The 24,264-nt window shown below is 73.3% G+C and carries 21 protein-coding genes; 15 read left to right on the forward strand and 6 right to left on the reverse strand.

Going from position 1 to position 24,264, the window contains the following annotated elements; all coding sequences use genetic code 11:
- The first annotated feature begins 154 nt into the window (after positions 1 to 154).
- From BMZ50_RS02855 to BMZ50_RS02890, 8 genes are all read left to right on the forward strand, one after another.
- Positions 155 to 547: a helix-turn-helix domain-containing protein gene (locus BMZ50_RS02855; protein WP_091321098.1), complete on the forward strand. Its 393-nt coding sequence runs from the start codon at positions 155 to 157 to the stop codon at positions 545 to 547.
- A 71-nt stretch (positions 548 to 618) separates the two neighbouring features.
- Positions 619 to 1,194, forward strand: coding sequence for a TetR/AcrR family transcriptional regulator (locus BMZ50_RS02860; protein WP_245753309.1), 576 nt, complete (start codon positions 619 to 621; stop codon positions 1,192 to 1,194).
- A gap of 123 nt (positions 1,195 to 1,317) precedes the next feature.
- Positions 1,318 to 2,550: a DUF4032 domain-containing protein gene (locus tag BMZ50_RS02865; protein WP_091321102.1), complete on the forward strand. Its 1,233-nt coding sequence runs from the start codon at positions 1,318 to 1,320 to the stop codon at positions 2,548 to 2,550.
- Positions 2,551 to 2,706: 156 nt separating this feature from the next.
- On the forward strand, positions 2,707 to 4,050 hold the full coding sequence (locus BMZ50_RS02870) for an extracellular solute-binding protein (RefSeq protein WP_177212612.1): 1,344 nt from the start codon (positions 2,707 to 2,709) through the stop codon (positions 4,048 to 4,050).
- Positions 4,047 to 5,006 (forward strand): carbohydrate ABC transporter permease, encoded by a 960-nt coding sequence (locus BMZ50_RS02875; protein ID WP_091321104.1) that lies wholly within the window; start codon positions 4,047 to 4,049, stop codon positions 5,004 to 5,006. Before BMZ50_RS02870 ends, BMZ50_RS02875 begins: the two co-directional genes overlap by 4 nt.
- Positions 5,007 to 5,009: 3 nt before the next feature.
- Positions 5,010 to 5,843 carry a carbohydrate ABC transporter permease gene (locus BMZ50_RS02880; protein WP_091321106.1) on the forward strand — a complete coding sequence of 278 codons (834 nt, stop codon included), beginning with the start codon at positions 5,010 to 5,012 and terminating at the stop codon, positions 5,841 to 5,843.
- A 48-nt stretch (positions 5,844 to 5,891) separates the two neighbouring features.
- Positions 5,892 to 7,142: an ABC transporter ATP-binding protein gene (locus BMZ50_RS02885; protein ID WP_091321108.1), complete on the forward strand. Its 1,251-nt coding sequence runs from the start codon at positions 5,892 to 5,894 to the stop codon at positions 7,140 to 7,142.
- 69 nt (positions 7,143 to 7,211) lie between these two features.
- Positions 7,212 to 8,861: a glycoside hydrolase family 13 protein gene (locus tag BMZ50_RS02890; RefSeq protein WP_091321110.1), complete on the forward strand. Its 1,650-nt coding sequence runs from the start codon at positions 7,212 to 7,214 to the stop codon at positions 8,859 to 8,861.
- Here the strand turns inward: BMZ50_RS02890 and BMZ50_RS02895 are convergent.
- Both BMZ50_RS02895 and BMZ50_RS02900 read right to left on the reverse strand, forming a co-directional pair.
- A complete protein-coding gene (locus tag BMZ50_RS02895) occupies positions 8,858 to 9,322 on the reverse strand; it encodes a GNAT family N-acetyltransferase (protein WP_091321112.1) in 465 nt (154 codons plus the stop codon). The genes BMZ50_RS02890 and BMZ50_RS02895 overlap by 4 nt on opposite strands.
- On the reverse strand, positions 9,319 to 10,335 hold the full coding sequence (locus tag BMZ50_RS02900; protein WP_091321114.1) for a carbohydrate kinase family protein: 1,017 nt from the start codon (positions 10,333 to 10,335) through the stop codon (positions 9,319 to 9,321). Before BMZ50_RS02900 ends, BMZ50_RS02895 begins: the two co-directional genes overlap by 4 nt.
- Before the next feature lie 167 nt (positions 10,336 to 10,502).
- Between BMZ50_RS02900 and BMZ50_RS02905 the strand changes: the two genes are divergently transcribed.
- The gene (locus tag BMZ50_RS02905; protein WP_091321116.1) at positions 10,503 to 11,339 is read left to right on the forward strand and encodes a PspA/IM30 family protein; all 837 of its coding nucleotides are present in this window, start codon (positions 10,503 to 10,505) and stop codon (positions 11,337 to 11,339) included.
- Between the two features lie 82 nt (positions 11,340 to 11,421).
- Here BMZ50_RS02905 and BMZ50_RS02910 read toward each other — a convergent pair whose 3' ends face one another.
- The gene (locus tag BMZ50_RS02910; RefSeq protein WP_091321117.1) at positions 11,422 to 12,276 is read right to left on the reverse strand and encodes a DNA-formamidopyrimidine glycosylase family protein; all 855 of its coding nucleotides are present in this window, start codon (positions 12,274 to 12,276) and stop codon (positions 11,422 to 11,424) included.
- Between the two features lie 101 nt (positions 12,277 to 12,377).
- On the opposite strand from BMZ50_RS02910, the gene BMZ50_RS02915 reads away from it, so the two are divergent.
- Positions 12,378 to 12,959, forward strand: a complete 582-nt coding sequence (locus tag BMZ50_RS02915; RefSeq protein ID WP_245753310.1) for an antibiotic biosynthesis monooxygenase — start codon at positions 12,378 to 12,380, stop codon at positions 12,957 to 12,959.
- 27 nt (positions 12,960 to 12,986) lie between these two features.
- Here BMZ50_RS02915 and BMZ50_RS02920 read toward each other — a convergent pair whose 3' ends face one another.
- A complete protein-coding gene (locus tag BMZ50_RS02920; RefSeq protein WP_091321868.1) occupies positions 12,987 to 17,576 on the reverse strand; it encodes an ATP-dependent helicase in 4,590 nt (1,529 codons plus the stop codon).
- 129 nt (positions 17,577 to 17,705) lie between these two features.
- Here BMZ50_RS02920 and BMZ50_RS02925 point away from each other — a divergent pair, with 129 nt between their 5' ends.
- A complete protein-coding gene (locus BMZ50_RS02925; protein WP_091321870.1) occupies positions 17,706 to 18,851 on the forward strand; it encodes an acyl-CoA dehydrogenase family protein in 1,146 nt (381 codons plus the stop codon).
- An 18-nt stretch (positions 18,852 to 18,869) separates the two neighbouring features.
- Entirely contained in the window at positions 18,870 to 20,156 is a 1,287-nt protein-coding gene (locus tag BMZ50_RS02930) for an MFS transporter (RefSeq protein WP_091321121.1), read from the forward strand.
- On the opposite strand, the gene BMZ50_RS23565 is transcribed toward BMZ50_RS02930, so the two are convergent.
- Positions 20,141 to 20,251, reverse strand: a complete 111-nt coding sequence (locus BMZ50_RS23565; protein WP_143087059.1) for an LPXTG cell wall anchor domain-containing protein — start codon at positions 20,249 to 20,251, stop codon at positions 20,141 to 20,143. The two genes, BMZ50_RS02930 and BMZ50_RS23565, sit on opposite strands and share 16 nt — an antisense overlap.
- A gap of 88 nt (positions 20,252 to 20,339) precedes the next feature.
- On the opposite strand from BMZ50_RS23565, the gene BMZ50_RS02935 reads away from it, so the two are divergent.
- From BMZ50_RS02935 to BMZ50_RS02945, 3 genes are all read left to right on the forward strand, one after another.
- Positions 20,340 to 20,534: a DUF3046 domain-containing protein gene (locus BMZ50_RS02935; RefSeq protein WP_091321871.1), complete on the forward strand. Its 195-nt coding sequence runs from the start codon at positions 20,340 to 20,342 to the stop codon at positions 20,532 to 20,534.
- Between the two features lie 174 nt (positions 20,535 to 20,708).
- Positions 20,709 to 21,743, forward strand: a complete 1,035-nt coding sequence (gene recA, locus BMZ50_RS02940; RefSeq protein ID WP_091321123.1) for a recombinase RecA — start codon at positions 20,709 to 20,711, stop codon at positions 21,741 to 21,743.
- 146 nt (positions 21,744 to 21,889) lie between these two features.
- Positions 21,890 to 22,408 (forward strand): regulatory protein RecX, encoded by a 519-nt coding sequence (locus BMZ50_RS02945; RefSeq protein WP_245753312.1) that lies wholly within the window; start codon positions 21,890 to 21,892, stop codon positions 22,406 to 22,408.
- 96 nt (positions 22,409 to 22,504) lie between these two features.
- On the opposite strand, the gene ctaD is transcribed toward BMZ50_RS02945, so the two are convergent.
- Positions 22,505 to 24,259 (reverse strand): aa3-type cytochrome oxidase subunit I, encoded by a 1,755-nt coding sequence (ctaD, locus tag BMZ50_RS02950; RefSeq protein WP_091321127.1) that lies wholly within the window; start codon positions 24,257 to 24,259, stop codon positions 22,505 to 22,507.
- Positions 24,260 to 24,264 lie beyond the last annotated feature (5 nt).

Genomic DNA, 24,264 nt, shown 5'->3' on the forward strand with positions numbered 1-24,264 from the left:
GGACGGGGCCACGGAAGAGTCACCCGGCCCGCGGCGTTACGCCCAGAGCGGACGCGCCGGGGATGGCGCGGTGCCCGTCGGTGGCTCCGCGTACCGTGAGCGCACGGCCCTCCGGAGGCCGCCGCTTCCCGCACGAGCAGGACAGGAGACGGCCATGACGCTGCTGCGCACCCATCTCGGGACCACCCTGCGCGGCCACCGGCTGCGTCAGCGGCGGACGCTGCGGGACGTCTCCGGTGCCGCCCGGGTCAGCCTCGGCTACCTCTCCGAGGTGGAGCGGGGGCAGAAGGAGGCCTCCTCCGAGCTGCTCGCGTCCATCTGCGACGCCCTCGACCTGGAGCTCGCCGACCTGCTGGCCGAGGTGAGCCAGGAGCTGCGGCACGCCGACGGCGGCGTCCGCCCGGTCCCGGCAGAGCAGGCGGCGGCCGAGCCGGACGCGGCCGAGCCCGCACCGGTGGAGCCGGCCGGCGAGCCGGCCCTGGCGCTCGTCGGCGCGTCCGGAGCTGCCCGCCCCACCGTGCGCTCGGCGGTCTCGCTGGCCGCCTGAGGCCGCGACACGGCTGGCGCGCTCCGCCGGCCTCCTTGACTCTCCCCGGCCGCGGTGCCAGACAGGGCCTCATGGTGACGGTCGGCCCGCTCCCCCAGGATGCCGGCTGGGTGCCGCCCCCACCGGCCCACGTGCCCGGCGCGCACACCCGAAGCGGCAATGCCATGGGGCGGACGCGGGCCGGGCTGCTGGCCGGCGCCGCCCGGGCCTTCGCCCAGCGGGGGGTGCGCCGCAGCACCATGCAGTCGATCGCGGCGGCGGCCGGGGTCGCCAAGGCGACCCTCTACAACCACTTCCGGACCAAGGACGAGGTCGCCCGCGCGCTGCTCGCGGCCGAGCTGGACCGGCTCGGCGCACTCGCCGCCGGCCTGCCCCCGCCCGCCGCGCTGGACGCGCTGGCTGAGGAGGTCGCCGGCCACCCGGTGCTGCGCCGGCTGACCGTCGAGGAGCCGGAGACGCTCGTCGCCCTGCTCGCCGCGGACCCCGCCTGCTGGGCGCAGCTGCGGGACCGGATCGCCGCCGCGCTGCGCGCGGACCGCGTCGCGGCGGAGGTGGTGGTCCGCTGGCTCGCCGCGCTGGTCCTCCAGCCAGGGGACAGCGGCACCCGCCGGACGTCGGCCGCCCGGCTCGCCGCCCTGCTGGGGTGACCGGCGTCGCCGAACCCGCGTCGGTGCGTGACCGCGCGCGGTGGCGCACCGGCGTGGGATCGTGACGGTTCCGGCGCTCAGCCACGGGCGACGGCCGCTGCCGGCAACCCCTCGGAGCTCGCGATGCGGTACATCTTCCGCCCCCCGGGCACCGACGGCGCGGGCCTGCTGTCGCTGCCCTGGCACCTGCCCCTCGAGGAGTGGGACCGCAGCCTGCTGCTGGACGTCCCCCAGCGGGGCATCTCCCGGCACGTCGTGCGCTTCGTCGCCGAGCAGGGGCAGGTCTTCGCGCTGAAGGAGATCGCCGAACCGCTAGCCCGGCACGAGTACGCCCTGCTCGGCGAGTTCGAGGAGGAGGGGCTGCCGGCGGTCGCGGCGCTCGGGATCTGCGTGGACCGGCCCGGCGGGCAGGACGCCGTCCTGGTCACCCGTTACCTCGAGTACTCGATGTCCTACCGGTATCTGTTCTCCCGCCCGCACGGGGATCACTCGGCCGACCGGCTGCTCGACACGATGGTCGTGCTGCTGGTGCGGCTGCACCTGGCAGGTGTGTTCTGGGGGGACTGCTCGCTGTCCAACACCCTCTTCCGGCTCGACGCCGGGACCCTGGCGGCCTATCTGGTCGACGCCGAGACGGTGGAGCGCCACCCCAGGCTCAGCCCCGGCCAGCGGCGCTACGACGTCGACCTGGCGCGGGAGCGGGTGGGCGCGGAGCTGCTGGACCTGCAGTTCGGCGAGCTGCTGCCCCCGGACTGCGACCCCGTCGAGATCGCCGACAGCCTGGCCCCGCGCTACGAGGCGCTGTGGGACGAGGTCACCCGGGAAGAGGTCATCAGCCAGGACGAGCAGCGCTTCCGGGTGGCCGACCGGCTGCGGCGGCTCAACGACCTCGGCTTCGACGTCGGCGAGGTGGATCTGGTCACCACCCCGGAGGGCGGGGTGAGGCTGCGCGTGGAGACCCGCGTCGCCGAGCCGGGGCAGAACCGGCGGGAGCTGTTCCGGCTGACCGGTCTGGAGGTCCAGGAGAACCAGGCGCGCCGGCTGCTCAACGACATCCGCGCCTACCGGGCCTACCTGGAGCAGACGACCGGCGGGACGGTCTCCGAGGCCGTCGCCGGGCACCGCTGGGTGGCCGAGGTGTACCAGCCGATCGTCGACGCGATCCCGCCGGACCTCGCCGGCCGGCTGGCGCCGGCGGAGGTCTTCCACGAGATGCTCGAGCACCGTTGGTTCCTGTCCGAGCGCGCCGGTCGCGACGTCGGGATGGAGGAGGCGGCGCAGTCCTACTTCGCGACCGTGCTGCCCCGGACGCCGGAGGAGGTGACCACTCCGTCGGTCATCGCGACCCGCCACTGAACCCGCGCGAGCACGCGGCCAGGGGGCGCCGGATCGGGGTCCTCGGCCCTGGTAACGGGCGCATTTCGCTCCGGTTGACAGCCATCGTGACCTGGGCCACGGTACGGAAACCGCGGTGGCCGTCGGTCGCTGCTCGCCGAAACGGAGGCGAACTTCGTGGCGCACGAGGAGAGGGAACCAGCAGTCGACACGCGGTCACGCCGCCGGAGGCCGGTCCGGCCCCGCCGGGCCCTGGGCACCTCCGCGGCGGCGCTGGTGCTGGCGTCCACGCTCGCGGCATGCGGCGGTGACTCGGGCGACGCCAACCAGTTGACCTGGTACATCAACCCCGACTCGGGTGGTCAGGCCGAGATCGCGCGGCGGTGCACCGAGGCGGCGGGCGGGGCCTACACGATCACGACCGCCCAGCTGCCGCGCGAGTCCTCCGAGCAGCGCCAGCAGCTCATCCGGCGGCTCGCCGCGGAGGACACCTCGATCGACATCATGAGCCTGGACCCGCCCTACATCCCCGAGTTCGCCCAGGCCGGCTTCCTCGCCCCGGTGCCCGCCGACGTCGCCGAGCGGGTGACCGAGGACGTCGTCCAGAGCGCCGTGGAGGGGTCGACGTGGGACGGCGAGCTCGTCGCCGTCCCGTTCTGGGCCAACACCCAGCTGCTCTGGTTCAAGAAGTCCGTGGCAGAGGCGGCCGGCCTGGACATGGAGCAGCCGGTCACCTGGGAGCAGCTGGTGCAGGCCGCGGAGGACCAGGACACCCAGATCGCCGCCCAGGGCATCCGGGCCGAGGCGCTGACCGTCTGGGTCAACGCCCTCATCGAGTCCGCCGGCGGCTCGATCATCGAGGAGACCGCCGACGACCCGGAGGACATCCAGCTCGGTCTGGAGTCCGACGCCGCGGTGGAAGCCGCCGAGGTGATGCGGATGGTCAGTGGCGTCGGCGGGCCGGCCTTCACCACCGCCGGTGAGGACGCCAACGTCACCGACTTCGAGGAGGGGGACGCCGGGTTCATGGTCAACTGGCCGTTCGTCTGGGGACGGGCCCTGAGCGCGGTCGAGGCCGGAACGCTCGACGCCTCGGTGCCCGAGGACTACGGCTGGGCGATCTACCCGCGGGTCGTCGAGGACCAGCCGAGCGCCCCGCCCTACGGCGGCATCAACCTCGGCATCGGGGCCTTCAGCCAGAACGTGGACGCTGCGTACGAGGCCGCGGAGTGCATCGTCTCCGAGGAGAACCAGGCGTACTACTTCACGACGAACGGGAACCCGGCTGCCAAGGCGTCGGTGTACGACGACTCCGAGGTGCTCGAGGTCTTCCCGCAGGCCCCGGTCATCCGGGAGTCCCTGGAACTGGCTGCCTCCCGGCCGCAGACGGTGTACTACAGCGAGGTCTCCGGGGCGCTCCAGCGCGAGTACCACCCGGCGACCGCCATCGACCCGGAGACGACCGGCACCGAGGCCAACGACCTGATCACCGCCGTCCTCCGAGGGGAGCAACTGCTGTGAGCACCACGACGCTGCCCCCGGGGCAGAAGGAGAAGCCGGTCTCCGCCCCGCCGGCGGGAGTCAGCGACCGATCGCGGTCCGAACGGCGGCTGGGGTGGATGCTCGCCGGTCCGGCGTTCGTGGTGATGCTGGCGGTCACCGCGTACCCGATCCTGCAGGCGGTCTACGAGTCGCTCTTCTCGTACCGGCTGACCGACCCCGACAACCGCTCGTTCAACGGGCTGAACAACTACTGGGTCATCCTCACCGACTCGCTGTGGTGGCAGTCCATCGGGGTGACCCTGTTCATCACCGTCGTGACCGTCGCGGCCGAGCTGGTCCTCGGCTTCGCGCTGGCGCTGGTGATGGCCAAGGCGCTGAGCGCGATCCGGCCGGTCGTCCGGGCGGCCATCCTCATCCCGTACGCGGTGATCACGGTGGTGTCGGCCTTCGCCTGGCAGTTCGCCTTCGACATCAACACCGGATTCGTCAACTCGTGGTTCGCCTGGCTTCCCGGCGTCGCGGCGGACACCGACTGGTTCGGCGACAAGTGGACGTCGTTGCTGGTGATCTGCCTGGCCGAGATCTGGAAGACGACGCCGTTCATCTCGCTGCTGCTGCTCGCCGGGCTGGCGCAGGTGCCCGATGTGCTGCAGGAGGCCGCGCAGGTCGACGGCGCCACCTGGTGGCAGCGGTTGTGGCGGGTCACGATCCCGAACATGAAGGCGGCGATCATGGTCGCCCTGCTCTTCCGCACCCTGGATGCCTTCCGGGTCTTCGACAGCATCTTCATCATGACGAACGGCGCCAACGGCACCGAGTCGGTGTCCTTCCTGGCCTACCGGCAGACCATCGCCCGCCTGGAGATCGGTCTGGGCTCCGCGGTCTCGGTCCTGCTGTTCCTCGCGGTGGTGATCATCGCCGTCGGCTTCATCAAGGGCTTCAAGGTCGATCTGTCCCAGGCACGGGGGGAGTAGTCGATGTCCACACGCAAGAAGGTCATGTGGTGGATCGGCGGCGCGGTGATCGTCGTCTACGCGCTCTTCCCGATCGCCTGGATCGTCTCGATCTCCCTCAAGGCGCCGTCGGACATCGCCAACGGCCAGTTCGCCCCGACGAACGTGTCCTGGGAGAACTACAGCACCATCCTCACCGGCAGTGCGAGCGATCTCTTCCTGCCGGCGCTCCGGAACTCCTTCGGCATCTGTCTCATCGCGACCGCCATCTCGTGCCTGCTGGCGATGTTCGCCGCCTACGCGATCGCCCGGCTGGACTTCCGCGGGAAGCGGCTGATCCTCTCCACCGCGTTGGCCGTGGCGATCTTCCCGGTCATCTCGATCGTCACCCCGCTGTTCAACGTGTGGCGGCAGATCGGGCTGTATGACACGTGGCCGGGGCTGATCCTCCCGTATCTGTCGCTCACCCTGCCCATCTCGATCTGGACCATGTCGGCGTTCTTCCGCGAGATCCCGTGGGAGATGGAGCAGGCCGCCCAGGTCGACGGCGCCACGACGTGGCAGGCGTTCCGGAAGGTGATCGTCCCGCTCGCCGCGCCCGGGGTCTTCACCACCGCGATCATCGCGTTCTTCATCGCCTGGAACGACTTCGTCTACGGGATCGTCCTGACCTCGACCGATGCGGCACGGCCGGTACCGGCGGCCCTCGGGCTCTTCAGCGGCGCGTCGCAGTTCGAGGACCCCACCGGCGCGATCGCCGCGGCCGCGGTGATCGTCACCATCCCGGTCGTCGTCCTCGTCCTGCTCTTCCAGCGGCGCATCGTCGCCGGTCTGACCAACGGCGCGGTCAAGGGCTGAGCCGACGATGCTGCACATCCCACCGACCCACCGAGGGGACGAGATCTGATGGCCTCCATCGAGATGCGGAACATCGTCAAGCAGTACGGCGACGGGTTCCCCGCCGTGAACGACGTCACCCTGGACATCGCCGACGGCGAGTTCATGATCCTGGTGGGCCCCTCCGGCTGCGGGAAGTCGACGCTGCTGCGGATGATCGTCGGCCTCGAGGACATCACCAGCGGCGACATGGTCATCGCCGGCAAGCGGGTGAACGACCTCGCCCCGCGCGACCGGAACCTGTCGATGGTGTTCCAGAACTATGCGCTCTACCCGCACATGACCGTGTTCGAGAACATCGCCTTCCCCCTGCGGCTGGCCAAGACGCCCGACGAGGAGGTCAAGCGCCGCGTCGCCGAGGCGGCCGACGTCCTGGAGCTGCGGGAGCACCTCGAGCGCAAACCGGCCAACCTCTCCGGTGGCCAGCGCCAGCGGGTGGCCATGGGCCGGGCGATCGTGCGCCATGCGGAGGCGTTCCTGTTCGACGAGCCGCTGTCGAACCTCGACGCGAAGCTGCGCGGCCAGATGCGCACCGAGATCTCGCGCCTGCAGCGCCGGCTGGGGATCACCACGGTCTACGTCACGCACGATCAGACCGAGGCCATGACCCTGGGCGACCGGGTCTGCGTGCTGCGGAAGGGCACGATCCAGCAGGTGGCCTCGCCGCGGGAGCTGTACGAGCAGCCGGTGAACCTCTTCGTCGCGGGCTTCATCGGTTCGCCGCCGATGAACTTCCTGCCGGCCACGCTCGAGGGCGACCGGCTGCAGACGCCGTTCGGCGCGGTGGAGCTCGACGAGCGCCGTGCGGCCGCCGTCCGTGGCCGTGACCTGCTGCTGGTCGGGATCCGGCCGGAGTACTTCGAGGACGCGTCGCTGGTCGACGAGGCCAAGCGGCCGCTGGGCTCGGTGTTCCGCGCCCAGGTGGACGTCACCGAGTGGCTGGGGGACTCGCAGTACGCCTACATCCCGTACGAGGCGCCGGAGGCGATCACCAACCAGTTGCGGGAGCTGTCCCGCGAGCTGGACTCCGAGGAGCTGCGCACCCAGGCCATCGTCTCCATCGACGCGACCAGCCGGATCCGCGAGGGCCGGGAGGCGGAGTTCTGGCTGGACAGCCGCAAGGTGCACGTCTTCGACCCGCAGTCCGGGGAGAACCTGACCCGCGACGCGGAGGCCGGTGCCCGGCTCACCCAGATGGCCACCGAGGACCGCGTCGAGCAGGTGCAGGAGGCGCAGGGGCACCGGGCCGGCGCCGCCTGACACCCGAGCCGCCCCACCGTTCACGGGCCGCCGTGCGCGACCCGGTGGGCCGCACCCGTGTGGAGTCCTATGCAGTCGCCAGGGGAGGACGGCGGTCCGTGGTGGCGGACGGCCGTGGTCTACGAGGTCTACCTGCGCAGTTTCGCCGACTCCGACGGCGACGGGCTCGGTGACGTCGACGGGTTGCGCAGCCGGCTGCCCTACCTCGCCGACCTCGGCGTGGACGCCGTCTGGATCACGCCGTGGTACCCGTCCCCGCTGGCCGACGGCGGGTACGACGTCACCGATCACCGCGCGATCGACCCCCGGCTGGGGACCCTGGCCGGCGTCGACGCGCTCCTGGCCGAGGCCCACACCCTGGGGCTTCGGGTGATCGTCGACCTGGTCGCCAACCACACCTCTGCCGAGCACGCCTGGTTCCGGGCCGCTGTGGCCGCCGGTCCCGGGGCGCCGGAACGGGACCGGTACTTCTTCCGCGACGGCCGCGACGGCGGGAGCGCACCGCCGAACGACTGGATCAGCGCGTTCGGCGGCCCCGCCTGGACGCGGGTCGTCGAGCCCGACAGGCGGCCGGGCCAGTGGTACCTGCACCTGTTCGCCCCCGAGCAGCCCGACCTGGACTGGAGCGATCCCGCGGTCCAGGAGGAGTTCGACGCCGTCCTCCGCTTCTGGTTCGACCGTGGGGTCGACGGTGTCCGGGTGGACGCCGCGCCCGCGATGGCCAAGGTGGCGGGCCTGCCGGACGCCGGCCACGGGCCCGGCGCGCTGTTCGAGTCCCGGTCGTGGGTGGGCAACCCGCACTGGGACGTCGACGCGGTGCACGAGATCCTCCGGCGCTGGCGGCGCATCGGGGACGGGTACGCGGGGGACCGGCTCTTCGTCGCCGAGGCGGTGGTCAACGGTCCCGAGCGGCTGAGCCGCTACGTGCGTCCCGACGAGATGCACACGGCCTTCAACTTCGACTACCTGAAGGTCCCCTGGGACGCCGGGCGCCTGCGCGCGGTCGTCGACGAGACGCTCGCCGCGCTGGAGCCGGTGGGGGCACCGGCGACCTGGGTGCTCTCCAGCCACGACGAGACACGGCACGTCACCCGGTTCGGGCGGCCCGACACCGGCGCAGCCCCGATGGGCTTCGACCCCTCGTCGCCCACGGACCTCGCCCTCGGCCTGCGGCGGGCCCGGGCCGCGGCGCTGCTGACCCTCGCGCTCCCCGGCGGGGCCTACCTGTACCAGGGGGAGGAGCTGGGGCTTCCCGAGGTGGAGGACCTGCCCGAGGAGGTCCTCCAGGATCCGACCTGGGTGCGTTCCGGCCGCACCGCGCGCGGCCGCGACGGGTGCCGGGTGCCGCTGCCGTGGAGCGGGGACCGGCCGCCGTTCGGGTTCACCGCCGACGGCGTCACCCCCTGGCTGCCCCAGCCGCCGGGCTGGCAGTCCCTCACCGTGGCGGCCCAGCAGGGCGATCCGGCGTCGATGCTGTCGCTGTACCGGACGGCGCTGCGGCTGCGCCGGAGTCTGCCGGGCCTCGCCGACGGCCCGCTGACCTGGCGGGACCTGGGGGAGGACGTGCTGGCCTTCGACCGCGGGACGGCGTTCCGCTGCGTGGTCAACCTCTCCGGCCGGCCGGTACCGCTGGCCGGGCAGGGCCGCCCGGTGCTGACCAGCGAGGCCGCCGGCGAGGCCCTGCCGCCGGACGCCGCCGCCTGGCTGGAGACGGGTTAGCGCCGCAGCGACCGGGTGAGGACCAGCCGGTCCTCACCGGGGCCGGCGCGGTCCTTCGCCAGGTGCGCGCTCGCGCCGAGGGCGGTGTGGAAGGCGATCGCGGCGGTGTCCTCCGGCCGGGCCACTGCCTGGACCACGCGCGCCCCGGTGCCGGCCGCGAGCTCGTCGAACCACCGGACCAGCCGGCGGCCCAGGCCGGTGCGCCGCCGGTCGTCGCGGACGGCGAGCAGGTGCAGGTAGGCCAGCCGGTCGGCGGTGACGACGCCCAGCAGGTAGCCGGCGTCCTCGCCGCCGGCGCTGCGGGCCAGCACCCCGAAGCCACCGAACTGGTCGAACCAGACGGGGTGGTGCAGCGCTCGGGTGTCGACGGCCCAGAACCGGTCGTGTGCGGCCAGCAGCCGGGCGCGGACCACGGTCGCCGACAGCTCGGCGAAGCCGACCAGGGTCAGGTCGTCGCTCATCGGCGGGCCGCCGCCAGCTCCTCCCGGGTGGGTGGGGCCGCCCCGGCGCGCGTGCAGTTCAGCGCGGCGACCAACGCGGCGTCGTCCACGATCGGGAGCAGCCGGTCGTCGGGCAGCTCCTCCAGCTGCGCCCGGGTGGTGACCCCGGCGCCCAGCAGCCCGGCGAACAGCCCCGCGGCGAGGGAGTCGCCGGCGCCCACGGTGTCGACGACGTCGACCTGCGGTGGCTTCCGGTGCAGCAGCGGCCGGCCCGGCCGCGCCACGCGCAGCGGCGACCCGCCGTCGGTGAGCAGCACCAGTGCCGCGCCGCGCGCGGCCCACCGGAGGGCGGCCGCGTCGAGGTCGTCGAGGGCCTCGGGTTCGAGCCAGGCGAGGTCCTCGGCGCTGACCTTGACGATGTCGGCCCGGGACAGCAGCCGGTCCAGCCGCGCCCGGACGTCGGCCGGGGTGTTGCCCAGCGCCGTCCCCGCCGGGCCGCCGGTGAGCATCGGGCGGATGTTGGGGTCGACGCTGACGAGGGTGCGGCCGCTCGCGGCGACCCGCTCCACCAGGCGCGCGATGGCCTCGCAGCCCGGCGGCGTCCAGCTGGAGATGGAGCCGACGTGCAGGACCGCCGTCCCGGCCGGGAGGACGGCGGCGAGCTCGTCGTCGGTCCACTGCCAGTCGGCCGCGCCGAGCACGTGGAAGCCGTAGTCGGGGGAGCCGTCCGGTCCGAGGCCGACGACCGCGAGGCTCACCGGCTCACCGGCGACGACCAGTCCGGCGGGGTCGACCCCGGAGCGCTCGACGTGCCGGCGCAGGCCGGCGGCCATCGGTCCGGTGCCGAGCCGGGCGAGCAGCCGGACGGGCACCCCGAGCCGGCCGGCCGCCACGGCGACGTTGAGGGCGTTGCCGCCGGGCCGGGCGACGTAGCGCGCAGCTGCGCCGTCGAGGTCGGCGCCGGCGACGGGATCGGGGAGCAGATCGATGATCAGCTCCCCGAGGACGCTCAGGACGGGGCGGCCGCTGGACACGGGGGGACCCTAACGGGGGCGCACCCTGGTGCTGCCGGGGTGACCGGCGCTGCCGTAGTGGCTGGCGGGGCGGGGCACCTGGGACGATGGGCGGTGACGACGATTGCAGCGGCCCGCGGGTCAGGATCGACCCCCAGCGGAGGATCCGCGCCGGAGCAGGAGGACCCATGCCCAACCCGTTCGTGAAGCTGTGGAAGTACCTGACGGCGTCGGCCAACGCGAAGATCGACGAGAAGGCCGACCCGAAGATCCAGATCGCGCAGGCGATCGAGGCCGAGCAGCAGCGGCACCAGGCGCTGGCCAACCAGGCCGCCGCCGTCCTCGGCAACCAGCGGCAGCTGGAGATGCGGCTCAACCGGCAGCTCGGGGAGGTGGAGAAGCTGCAGGCCTCGGCCCGGCAGGCACTCGTGCTGGCCGACCAGACCCGGTCCGGCGGGGACGCGGCGAAGGCGGCCGAGTACGAGAACGCCGCGCAGGCGTTCGCGACCCAGCTGGTCGCTGCCGAGCAGGCCATGGAGGACCTCAAGCGCAGCCACGACGAGGCGCTGCAGGCTGCCGAGCAGGCCCGGGGCGCGGTCGAGCAGAGCCGCATGCGGCTGCAGACCACGCTGGCCGAGCGGACCAAGCTGATGAGCCAGCTCGAGCAGGCCAAGATGCAGGAGCACGTGGCCTCTTCGCTCAAGCAGGTCAACGAGCTGTCGGCGCCGGGCAACACCCCGAGCCTCTCCGAGGTGCGGGACAAGATCGAGGCCCGCTACGCCAACGCGCTGGGCCAGGCCGAGCTGGCGCAGACCTCCGTCGAGGGCCGGATGCTCGAGGTGCAGAAGGCCACCCTCGACGTCGCCGGTGCCTCGCGGCTGGACCAGATCCGGGCCTCGATGAACCCGCCGGCGGTCACCTCCACCCCGGCGCCCCCGGCCCTGGAGGAGGGTGCTCCTCCGGCCCAGGCGTCCGACGCCCAGCCGGCCGCCCAGCCCGCGGAGCGTCCCGAGTCCGGCGGCTGATCCGCGCCTCCTCATCGCCCGCGGACGGGCCGGTCGCAGTCGCGGCCGGCCCGTTCTGCACGGATGCGGGGGCGTCCGGATGCTAGGAGCGGGTGGCGAGCGGCTGCGGTCGCCCGGGCTCGCCGGTGCGCGCAGCCGGGTCGATGGGCGACCGGGCGGCCTGGCAGTTCGGGCACCACCAGGTGACCCGCTCCTGCAGGTCGGGCCCCTGGTCGCCCAGCAGGATCGGGGTTGCGCACCGGAGGCAGGGGCGGTCCTGCCGGCCGAAGACCCAGTGCTGCCGGCCGCGGCGCAGGTCGCCGGTGGTGCTCTGCTCGGGGTGGTGGCGGTTGGCCTGCATCAGCGTCCGGGCACGCGTGACGAGCCCCGCCAGGTCCGGGACGTCGGCGACCCGGGTCCACGGGTGGACGCCGCCCAGGAACAGCGACTCGACCTTGTAGAGGTTGCCGATCCCGGCGAGGTTGCGCTGGTCGAGCAGGGCGACGGCGATCTGCTCGTCGGGGTGCGACCGCAGCCGGCGCAGCGCCTCCTCCAGGTCCCAGTCGGGGCCGAGGACGTCCGGGCCCAGGTGGCCGACGAGCTGGTCCTCCTGATCGGTCCGGACCAGATCGAGATCGTGCAGCCGGTAACCGACGCAGGCCCAGTCGGCGGTGACGAGGACCGCCCGCACGTCGAACGCAGGCCCGCCGCGCCAGGGGGCGCCGGGGCGGTAGATGTGCCAGCTGCCGTCCATCCGGAAGTGGGTGCGCAGGGTCCACTCGTCGGCGAACCGGATGAGCAGGTGCTTGCCCCGGGGGAGCACCTCGGAGACGGTCCGGCCGGCCAGATCGGTGGTGGCCAGGCGGGGCACGCGCAGCTCCCCGCGGCGCAGCGTCGCCCCGGCGAGTGCGGTGTTCATGCGCTGGGCGGCCAGCCAGACGGTGTCTCCCTCGGGCACGTGTCCAGTCTCCTCCCGGGCCGCCGGTGCTGCTCAGGACTGTGATACCGCCGACATGCGGGAAGAGAGTTACTTGTTTAGCGCTAAGGTATGTCGTGCATGTGACGACGCGCTTGCGCTCCCGTTTCGCCGGTCCCGGGTCGGTCACCGTGCCCCCGGCGGAGCCGGTGACGGTGACGGTGGCGCGGGTGGTGCGGCCGGACCAGCGGCAGACCTTCGAGCGGTGGGCGGCCGACATCCTCGCGCTCGCCGCCACCTTCCCCGGCAACCTCGGCGCCACCCTGCTGCGACCGGGGCCGCACAGCTCCGAGTACCACCTCGTCTACCGCTTCCGCGACGGCGAGTCGCTGGCCCGCTGGGAGCGCTCGGCTGAGCGCCAGGCGGCGCTGCGGCACATGCCGGAGATGGTCGACGAGGAGCGCTACGCCCGCGTGGACGGGCTGGAGAGCTTCTTCACCCGCCCGGCCTCGCCCGGTCCGCGCTGGCGCTCGGCGGTGCTCACCATCGCCGCGGTCTTCCTCATCACCTCGACGCTGCAGCTGCTGGTCATGCCGCACGTCACCAGCTGGCCGTGGCCGATGCGGCTGCTGCTGTCGGCCTGCATCGTCGTCGTGCTGCTCGGCTACGTGGTCATGCCCACGGTGACCCGGCTGTTCTCCGGCTGGCTGCGCCCGGGCCGGTAGCCGGTCCGGGCCGCGGGCGGACGCGGGTCAGGCGCGCAGCCGGAGGCCCCGGGGGGTGGCGGCGAAACCGGCCGCCTGCAGGGCCGCCGACAGCGGCGTCGACTCGTGCACCGAGGCGCCATCGGCCTTCTGCACCACCATGCGCCCCAACGCCCCCGCGGCGGCTGCAGAGGACAGCGCCGTCGTCGCCTCCTTGAGCACGTGCTCGTCCTCGGTCCAGGACAGCAGCGTCTTCCCGCCGCGCTCGACGTAGAGCACCAGCGCGCCGTCGACCAGGACGACCAGCGCCCCGGCCTTGCGTCCGGCCCGGTGCCCGGCGGCCCGCCGCCCGCTGCCGGCACCCTCCCCGACGTCCAGGCCCTCGGTCTCCGCGGCGGCCGGCCGCTCCGGCCACGGCAGCGCCGCGCCGTAGACGTTCGCGGGGTCGGTGGCGGCGAGCACCACCGCCCCGCCGGGGACGCGCTCGGGCGAGACGAAACTGCGCAACCGGTCGACCGCCCCGGCGGTGCCGAACTGGGCGGCGCCCAAGGTCTCCACGAAGTAGCCGCGGCGCGCCCGGCCGTTCTCCTCGAACGCCCGCAGCACCGGGTAGACGGCGGAGAAACCGCCGGTCACCTGTTCGGCGGCGACCGCACCCCGGGTGAGCACGCCGTGCCGCTCGAGCAGGGCCTCGGCCCGGGCGGTGGTCCGCCGGGTCGGGTTGCTCTCCCGCTCCGGCACCCGCGACCAGCGGCCGGCCACCGTCGGCGGACCGGTGCGGGACGGCATCGCCGGGCGGCCCAGCCGGGGGCGCCCGTAGCGGGAGCGGGCCAGCCGGGGCTGCGGCGTGGCGGCGCGCTTGTGCGTGCCGCCACCGGCCAGCCGGGTGCGCAGCGGGGCCAGGGTGTCATTGGTCAGCGCGCCGGCCCAGACCAGGTCCCACACCACGTCGGCCAGCGCGGCGTCGTCGGTGGCCCCGACGAGGTCGGACAGGCCACGGAAGAACATCGCCTGCCCGCCGGACAGCCGTTCGAGCACTGCGAACCCGACGCCGCCCTCCTCGGGCAGCTCCAGCGGCTCGGGCAGCAGCAGCGGGGCCACGTCGGCGGGCACGAGGCTGATCCAGCCGTCGCCACCGGGCAGGCCGCCGGCTCCGGCCCACAGCACCTCGCCGGCGCTGGTGAGCTCGTCGAGCATCGCGGGGGAGTAGTCCCGCACCCGGGCCGGCAGCACCAGCGACTCCAGCGCGCTGGCCGGCACGAGGGTGCCGGCCAGCTGCTCGACGACGGCCAGGACACCGTCGGCGCCGCGCAGCCGGCTGCCGACCGACTGCCAGGCGGGGGTGAACCGGGCGAGGGCGTCGACCGGCACCGGCTCCACCTCCTGGCGGAGCCGGGCCAGGCTGCGGCGCCGGACGGAACGCAGCACGTCGGCGTCGCACCACTCCTGGCCTGCGCCGCCGGGGCGGAACTCACCGGTGACCAGCCGGCCGGTACCGGTCAGCCGGTGCAACGTCGCGGTCACCACGGCGACGCCCAGCCCCAGCCGCCGGGCCACCTCGCCGGGCTGGAAGGGGCCGTGGGTGCGGGCGTAGCGGCCGACGAGATCACCCAGGGGGTCGGGCACTGGCTCGGTGAAGACCTCGGGGACGCCCACGGGCAGCGCGGTGCCGAGGGCATCCCGCAGCCGGCCGGCGTCCTCGATCGTGACGTATCGCTCCTCGCCGGCGATCCGCACGACCAGGGCGCGCCGGGCGGCGACCAGCTCCTCGAGCCAGTCGCGGCTGATCCCACGGGCCGCGGCCTCGGCGGGGGTGAGGTCGCCGACGATGCGGAGCAGGTCGGCCGCGCCGTCGAGGTCCCGGGGGTGTCGGTCGGCCGGCAGCCGTTGCAGCTCGTTCTCGATCTCGGCCAGGGCGTCGGCGTCGAGCAGCTCCCGCAGCTCGGACCGGCCGAGCAGTTCGGCGAGCAGGCTGGTGTCGAGGGCGAGGGCCTGCGCGCGCCGCTCGGCCAACGGCGCGTCGCCCTCGTAGAGGAACTGCCCGACGTAGCCGAACAGCAGCGACTGGGCGAACGGCGAGGCCGACTGGGTCTGCACGTCCACCACCCGCACCCGCCGGGCCCGCACGTCGCGCATCAGCTCGACCAGGCCGGGCACGTCGTAGACGTCCTGCAGCACCTCGCGGGCCGCCTCGAGGGTGATCGGGAAGCTGGCGAAGTCGCTGGCCACCGCGAGCAGCTGGGCGGCGCGCTGGCGCTGCTGCCACAGCGGGGTGCGCTTGCGCGGGTCGCGGCGGGGCAGCAGCAGCGCCCGGGCGGCGCACTCGCGGAACCGGCTGGCGAACAGCGCCGAGTTGCCGACCTCCGCGGTCACCTCCCGCTCGACGTCGTCCGGGTCGAGGACGGCGAGGTCGGCCTCCGGCGGCTCGCCGGTGGTGTCGGGCAGCCGCAGCACGATGCCGTCGTCGGAGTGCATCGAGGCGACGTCGACGCCGTAGCGCTCACGCAGCCGGGCGGCGAGCACCAGCGCCCACGGGGCGTTGACCTGCGCGCCGAAGGGGGAGTGCACGACCAGCCGCCAGTCGCCGAGCTCGTCGCGGAACCGCTCGACCAGCAGGGTGCGGTCGTCGGGCAGGTGGCCGGTGGCCTGCTTCTGCTCGCCCAAATAGGCCAGCAGGTTCGCCGCCCCCCACTCGTCCAGCCCGGCCGCGCGGGCGCGGTCGCGGCCGGCCTCGGGCGTCGCCGAGCCGACCTCCCGCAGGAAGGCGCCCAGTGCCCGGCCCAGCTCCAGGGGGCGGCCGGGGGCGTCGCCGTGCCAGAACGGCATCTTCCCCGGCTGACCGGGTGCGGGGCTGACCAGCACCCGGTCGTGGGTGATCTCCTCGATGCGCCATGAGGAGGAACCGAGCAGGAAGACGTCACCGACCCGCGACTCGTAGACCATCTCCTCGTCCAGCTCGCCGACCCGGCGCCCGCCGGATCCCTCCGAGCCGACGAGGAAGACGCCGAACAGGCCGCGGTCGGGGATGGTGCCGCCGCTGGTGACGGCCAGCCGCTGGGCGCCGCTGCGGGCGGTCAGGGTGTCGGTGACGCGGTCCCAGGTCAACCGGGGACGTAGCTCGGCGAAGGCGTCGGAGGGGTAGCGCCCGGCCAGCATGTCCAGCACCGCGTGCAGCGCGGAGTCGGGCAGCGCGGCGAACGGTGCCGACCGCCGGACGAGCGCCGCCACCTCGTCGACCGTCCGGGGGCGCTCGGCGACGATCGCGACGATCTGCTGGGCGAGCACGTCCAGGGGGTTGCGCAGGTACCGGATCGACTCGATCGCGCCGGCCTTCATCCGCTCGGCGACCAGCGCGGACTGCACGAGGTCGCCGCGGTACTTGGGGAACAGCACGCCCCGGCTGACCGCGCCGACCTGGTGCCCGGCGCGCCCGACCCGCTGCAGGCCCGAGGCGACCGTGGGCGGCGCCTCGACCTGGATCACCAGGTCGACCGCGCCCATGTCGATGCCCAGCTCCAGGCTCGACGTGGCGACGACGGCCGGCAGCCGGCCGGACTTCAGCGCCTCCTCCACGATCGCCCGCTGCTCCCGGGACACCGAGCCGTGGTGGGCCGCGGCGACCGGCTGCACCCCCTCGGGGACCCCGCCCCCGGAGCCGGCCTGGGCCATCAGGGCGGCGGCGTTGGTGCCCGGCGGGATCGTCTCCCCGGTGGCCCGCTCGAAGGCCAGCTCGTTGAGCCGGCTGGTCAGGCGCTCGGCGAGTCGCCGGGAGTTGGCGAAGACGATGGTGCTGCGGTGCGCCTCGACGAGGTCGAGCACCCGTTCCTCGACCGCCGGCCAGATCGACGTGCGGGGCTGGTTGCCCGCGGCCGAGCCGGCCAGCTCACCGGTGGGCTCCCCGAGCGTGGACATGTCCTCGACGGGGACGACGACCGAGAGGTCCCACTCCTTCGGCGAGCCGGGCGCCACGACCTCCACCGGGCGGCCGCCCGCGAGGAAGGTGGCCACCTCCTCGATGGGGCGCACCGTCGCCGACAGCCCGATCCGCTGGGCCGGCCGCTCGAGCAGCTCGTCGAGGCGGTCGAGGGAGACCGCCAGGTGGGCGCCGCGCTTGGTGTCGGCCACCGCGTGCACCTCGTCGAGGATCACCGTCTCGACGCCGCGCAGGGCTTCCCTCGCCGAACTCGTGAGCAGCAGGAACAGCGACTCCGGCGTGGTGATCAGGATGTCGCTGGGCCGGCGGGTGAAGGCGCGACGCTCGTCGGCCGGGGTGTCGCCGGAGCGGATCGCCACCTGGATCTCCGGGCGGGCCAGGCCGAGTCGTGCGGCGGCCTGGCCGATGCCGGCCAGCGGCGCCCGCAGGTTGCGCTCGACGTCGACGGCGAGCGCCTTGAGCGGGGAGACGTAGAGGACGCGGCAGCGGTTGGTGGGGTCCTCCGGGGCCGGGGTGTGGGCCAGCCGGTCCAGCGACCAGAGGAACGCCGCCAGGGTCTTGCCCGAACCGGTGGGGGCGACCACGAGCGCGTGCCCGCCGCTGCTGATCGCGCGCCAGGCCCCTTCCTGGGCAGCGGTGGGCTCGGCGAAGGCACCGCTGAACCACGCCCGGGTGGGCTCGGAGAAGCGGTCGAGAGCGGACACGGGGACCAGTGTCACCCTGTGGGACGACAGTTCGCCGCGATGCAGGAACGCACCTGGTCAGCCGCTCGCGAGGGGATCGGCGCCGCGGTCGCCGCTGGAGCGGCGGTGGCGTCCGGCACACTGACCGCCATGCGCCGCTCCCTGTACGAGGCCGAGCACGACGACTTCCGCGAGATGGTCCGTGCCTGGGCGGAGAAGACCATCGTCCCGTTCCACGCGCAGTGGGAGAAGGACGGCATCGTCCCGCGGGACGTGTGGGCCTCGGCCGGCGCCCAGGGGCTGCTCGGCATCGACATGGACGAGCAGTACGGCGGGGGCGGGGTCCGCGACTTCCGCTACCAGGCGGTGCTCGACGAGGAGCTGATGCGGATCGGCGCCACCGGCGTCGGCTTCGCGCTGCACAACGACGTCGCCGGGCCCTACCTGCGGGACCTGGGCACCGAGGAGCAGAAGCAGCGCTGGCTGCCCGGCTTCTGCAGCGGCGAGATCATCACCGCGATCGCGATGACGGAGCCGGCGGCCGGCAGCGACCTGCAGGGCATCCGGACCACGGCCCGCCGCGACGGTGACGCGTGGGTGCTCAACGGCTCGAAGACCTTCATCACCAACGGCATCAACGCCGACCTGGTCATCGTGGTGGCGCGCACCGATCCCGACGCCCCCGGCTCCAAGGGGCTGAGCCTGCTGGTGGTCGAGCGGGACATGCGCGGGTTCACCCGCGGGCGGAACCTCGAGAAGGTCGGCCTGAAGGCGCAGGACACCGCCGAGCTCTTCTTCGACGACGTGCGGGTGCCCGCGGAGAACCTGCTCGGCACGGAGAACCGCGGCTTCTACCACCTGATGGAGAACCTCCCGCAGGAGCGGCTGTCCATTGCCGTGGGCGCGGTGGCCTCCGCCGAGGCGGTCCTGGCGCACACCCTCGAGTACGTCACCGGGCGCACGGCGTTCGGCAAGCCGGTGAGCAGCTTCCAGAACACCCGGTTCGTGCTCGCCGAGCTGCAGACCGAGGTCACCGTCGCCCGGACCTTCGTCGACCAGTGCATGCGCCTGCTCGACAGCGGCGAGCTGACCCCGGTCGACGCGGCCATGGCCAAGTACTGGACGACGGAGCTGCAGAACAAGGTCGCCGACCGCTGCCTGCAGCTGCACGGCGGCTACGGCTACATGGACGAGTACTTCGTCTCCAAGGCCTGGCGGGACGCCCGCATCCAGCCGATCTACGGCGGCACCAACGAGATCATGCGGGAGATCATCGGCCGCTCGATGGGGCTGTAGCCGGCAGGGAGAGGGCGGATGACGACGCGGACCCAGGCCCCGCACGACCCGGCGCGCGTGCAGCGCCGGACCCTCGGCGTGCTGGGCGGAGGAGTGGCCCTCGGCGGGCTCGGGGTCACCGTCGGCATCACCGTGGGCGGGCTGCTCGCCCGCGACGTCGCCGGGACCGACTCCGCGGCCGGCCTGGGCCAGACGGCGGGGGTGCTCGGCGCGGCGGTCCTCGCCGTCCCGCTGGCGCGGATCAGCGACCGGGCGGGCCGGCGGGCGGGGCTGGCCGCCGGTTACGCCGTCGCCGTCCTGGGCTCGCTGCTGACCATCGTCGCCGCGGCGCTGTCGTCCCTGCCGCTGCTGCTGGCCGGGCTCTTCGCCTTCGGGGCGGCGACCGCCTGCGGGCTGCAGGCCCGCTACGCCGCGGCCGACCTGGCCGCACCCGAGCACCGCGGCCGCTCCCTCGCGCTCGTCGTGTGGGCGACCACCGTCGGCTCGGTGCTCGGGCCGAACCTGGCCGGACCGGGGGAGGCCGTGGGCGAGGTCCTCGGCCTTCCTCGCCTCAGCGGCGGCTTCGCGATCTCGGTCGTCGTCTTCGGGGCCGTCGCACTCGGCTTCCTCCTGCTGCTGCGGCCCGATCCGCTGCTGCTGGCCCGGCGGCTGCGCGGCGCCGGCGCCGCGACCCGGGCCCGCCGGGTGACCTCGGGAGCGCTGCGGGCCGTGTGGGCGGACCCGGCCGGCCGGCTCGGGCTGACCGCGGTGGTGGTCTCCCACGCCGTCATGGTCGGGGTCATGGTCATGACACCGGTCCACATGGGGCACGCCGGTGGTTCCGAGGGCGCCACGCTGCGCGTCATCGGCCTGGTGATCAGCGTGCACGTCGCGGGGATGTACCTGTTCTCCCCGTTGGTCGGGCAGCTCGCCGACCGGGCCGGCCGCCGGACGACGGTGGTCGTGGCCGCCGTCCTCCTGCTGACCGCGGCCGCGCTGGCCGGGACCGCGCCGCCCGGGGCGGCTCTCCAGCTCGGCGCCGGGCTGTTGCTGCTCGGCCTGGGCTGGTCCTGCGGCCTCATCGCAGGCTCCACACTGGTCACCGAGGCCGTCGACGAGGAGCAGCGACCCAGCGCCCAGGGCGGGACCGATCTGCTGATGGGGCTCGGTGCGGCGCTGGCCGGGGTCGCCGGAGGGCCCCTGCTGGCGGTCGGGGGCTACGGCCTGGTGGCGGCCGTGTCCGCGGCGCTGGTCCTGCCGCTGCTCCTCGTCTGGGCGCGGACGGCCGCGGTGGTGCGGGTGGAGGAGGCTCAGCGGCCCCGGTAGTTGCGGTACAGCAGCACCAGCGAGACCAGCAGGGCCAGGGCGATGCCGATCTCGAGGATCAGGTCCCACGTCTCCGAGCCCGTGCTGGGGAACATGCCGCCACCCTAGGAGCGGCCTTCCCCGCAGGCGAGAGCCGTGTGGCGCGGACGCGGCCACACCGGCCGCCCGCGTAGCGTCGGGGCCGTGCGCCTGCAGGATTTCTGGTCCCGGTTGACCGACCACTTCGGCTCGATGCGCGCCGAGAGCATGGCCCGGGACCACGTCTTCGCCGCCCTGGGCGGCCGGACCGCGGTCGAGGCGATCGAGGCCGGCCTGCCGGTGCGGCGGGTGTGGCTGGCCATCTGCGAGGAGTACGACGTCCCGCGCAAGGACCGCTGAGTCGAGCGAGCGGCGTGTCACCCTGGCAGTCGAACACACGTTCGGGATAGATTGGGAGCGCAGTCCACAGGTCGGGCGCTCTTCCACAGGTCCCCCGCTTCTCCCGGAAGTGTCAGACCCCCGCCCTAGCGTCGACACCGACCCGCTCCACGCGACTCCCCGAAGGTGAGCACCATGGCAACGCTCGACCGCGACAAGGCCCTCGACATGGCCCTCGCCCAGATCGACAAGCAGTTCGGCAAGGGCTCGGTCATGCGGCTGGGCGACAGCCCCGAAGTGGCGATCAAGGTCATCCCGACCGGCTCCATCGCCCTCGACATCGCTCTCGGCATCGGTGGCCTCCCCCGGGGCCGCGTCGTCGAGGTGTACGGCCCCGAGGCCTCCGGCAAGACGACGGTCGCCCTGCACGCTGTGGCCAACGCCCAGGCCGCCGGCGGCATCGCGGCGTTCATCGACGCCGAGCACGCCCTCGACCCCGAGTACGCCCGGGCCATCGGCGTCGACACCGACGCGCTGCTGGTCAGCCAGCCCGACACCGGTGAGCAGGCGCTGGAGATCGCCGACATGCTCATCCGCTCCGGCGCGCTGGACGTCATCGTCATCGACTCGGTGGCCGCTCTCGTGCCCCGTGCCGAGATCGAGGGCGAGATGGGTGACAGCCACGTCGGTCTGCAGGCCCGCCTGATGAGCCAGGCGCTGCGCAAGATCACCGGTGCGCTGAACAACTCCGGCACCACCGCGATCTTCATCAACCAGCTGCGCGAGAAGGTGGGTGTCGTCTACGGCTCCCCGGAGGTCACCACCGGTGGCCGGGCGCTGAAGTTCTACTCGTCGGTCCGGCTCGACGTCCGTCGCATCGAGACCCTCAAGCAGGGCACCGATGCGGTCGGCAGCCGGGTCCGCGTCAAGGTCGTCAAGAACAAGGTCGCCGCGCCCTTCAAGCAGGCCGAGCTCGACCTGATCTGGGGTTTGGGCTTCAGCCGCGAGGGCGGTCTCATCGACGCCGGCGTCGAGCAGGGCTTCATCCGCAAGTCCGGCGCCTGGTACACGTACGAGGGCGATCAGCTCGGCCAGGGCAAGGAGAACGTCCGCGCCTTCCTGCGGGACAACCCCGACCTCGCCGACGAGATCGAGAAGAAGGTCAAGGAGAAGCTGGGCATCGGTCCGCAGCTCGACGCTCCCGCGCCGGCTGACCCGGTCGACTTCTGAGCGACCCGGTGAGCAGCTGGCCCGACGCCCGGGAGCGCTCCGCTCCTGGCCGTCGGCGCGGGCGGCGGTCCGGAGCGTCCCCTGACCCGGACGGTCCGGACGCCGCCCCGGGGGCGCCCGAGGATGATGCCGGCGACCCGGAGCAGGTGGCCCGGTCCATTTGCCTGCGGGCACTCACCGGAGCCCCCAAGACGCGGCAGCAGCTGGCCGACCTGCTCGCGAAACGCGGTGTTCCCGACGACGCTGCCGAACGGGTCCTCAACCGGTTCGACGAGGTCGGGCTCATCGACGACGCCGCCTTCGCCCGGGCCTGGGTGACCTCCCGCCAGGCCGGCAGGGGTCTGGCCCGGCGGGCGCTCAAGGCGGAGCTCCGCGCCAAGGGCGTCGACGGCGAGGTCGCCGAGGAAGCGGTGGCCCTGGTCGACGACCAGGACGAGTGGGACGCCGCCCGGCGGCTCGTCGAGCGGCGGTTGCCCGGCCTCCGCCGGGTCGACCGGACGACCGCCGAGCGGCGGCTGCTCGGCATGCTGGCCCGTAAGGGCTACGGCGCCGGGATGGCCTCCTGGGTGATCCGCGAGGCCCTCGACCGCGACCGCGCCGACGAGGACCCCGCCGAGACGGCCGGCGAGCACAGCGACGCCGGGCTGGACGCCTGGCTGCCCTGACCCGCGCGGTGTCACGGCGCCGCACGGCCGCAGCGGCGCACGGCCGGCCGCGGGGCCAGGGAGGGTCACGGCGACCGACCGCCGGCGGCAGGCCCGTCAGGTGACGTCGGGGTCGCGGCTCCCCTGACGCGGACCGCTCCCGCCGACGAGCCGGTCGGCATAGGGCTCGTGGCGCCCTCCGGCGTGCTTTTCGGCGTCGAGCCGCTCGACGAGATGCGGGTAGTGGGCCTCGAAGGCCGGCCGCTCCGAGCGGATCTTGGGGATCTCCACGAAGTTGTGGCGCGGCGGCGGGGACGAGGTCGCCCACTCCAGCGAGTTGCCGTGGCCCCACGGGTCGTCGCGCAGCGCGAGCTTCCCGTGCCGCCAGGACGTGACGGCGTTGAAGAAGAACGGGATCACCGAGACCCCGAGCACGAACGCGCCGACCGTAGAAATCACGTGCAGGGTCGTGAACCCGTCGCTGGGCAGGTAGTTGACGTACCGCCGCGGCATCCCCTCGTCGCCCAGCCAGTGCTGCACCAGGAACGTCAGGTGGAAGCCGATGAAGGTCAGCCAGAAGTGCAGCTTGCCCAGCCGCTCGTCCATCATCCGGCCGCACATCTTCGGGAACCAGAAGTAGACCCCTGCGTAGGCGGCGAACACCACCGTGCCGAAGACCACGTAGTGGAAGTGGGCCACGACGAAGTAGCTGTCGTGGATGTGCCAGTCCAGCGGTGGGGAGGCCAGCAGCACACCGGTCAGCCCACCCAGCAGGAAGGTCACCATGAAACCGATCGCGAACATCATCGGCGTCTCGAAGCTCAGCTGCCCCCGCCACATGGTGCCGATCCAGTTGAAGAACTTCAGCCCGGTCGGAACCGCGATCAGGTAGGTGAGGAAGGCGAAGAAGGGCAGGAGCACCGCGCCGGTCGCGAACATGTGGTGCGCCCACACGGTGATCGAGAGGAACCCGATGGCCAGCGTCGCGGCGATCATCCCCTTGTAGCCGAACAGCGGCTTGCGGCTGAACACGGGGATGACCTCGGTGATGATCCCGAAGAACGGCAGCGCGATGATGTACACCTCGGGGTGGCCGAAGAACCAGAAGAGGTGCTGCCACAGCATCGGGCCGGCCATCTCACGGGAGTAGACGACCGCACCCAGATTCCGCTCGATCAGCAGGGCGAACAGCGCCGCGGTGAGGATCGGGAACGCGATGATCACCAGGAAGCCGGTGACCAGTGTGTTCCAGGTGAAGATCGGCAGCCGGAACATGGTCATGCCCGGCGCCCGCAGGCACACGATCGTCGTCATGAAGTTGACCGCGCCCAGGATCGTGCCCAGGCCGCTGAGGATGAGGCCGGTGATCCACAGGTTGCCGCCCACGCCGGGTGTGTGGGGGATGGTGGACAGCGGTGTGTAGGCGGTCCAGCCGAAGTCCGGCGGCCCGCCGGGGGTCACGAAGCTCGACATCACGATCGTGCCGCCGAACAGGAACAGCCAGAAGGACAGGGCGTTCAGCCGCGGGAAGGCGACGTCCGGGGAGCCGATCTGCAGCGGCATGACCAGGTTGCCGAAGGCGAAGAACAGCGGCGTCGCGAAGAGCAGCAGCATCACCGTGCCGTGCATGGTGAACAGCTGGTTGTACTGCTCGGGGGAGAGGAACTGCAGCCCCGGCTGACCGAGCTCGGCCCGCATCAGCAGCGCCATCACGCCGCCGGCGAAGAAGAACGCGAACGACGCCACCAGGTACATCAGCCCGATCTGCTTGTGATCGGTCGTGCGGAGCCGCGCGGTGAACCACGACCCCTTCTCCGGCGGCGGCAGATCGCTGGGACGGCTGACGATCGGCTGCGGGGCGAGTGCGGTCATGCCGT

Origin of the sequence: Geodermatophilus ruber, assembly GCF_900114385.1 — a bacterium.
Lineage (GTDB): Bacteria > Actinomycetota > Actinomycetes > Mycobacteriales > Geodermatophilaceae > Geodermatophilus > Geodermatophilus ruber.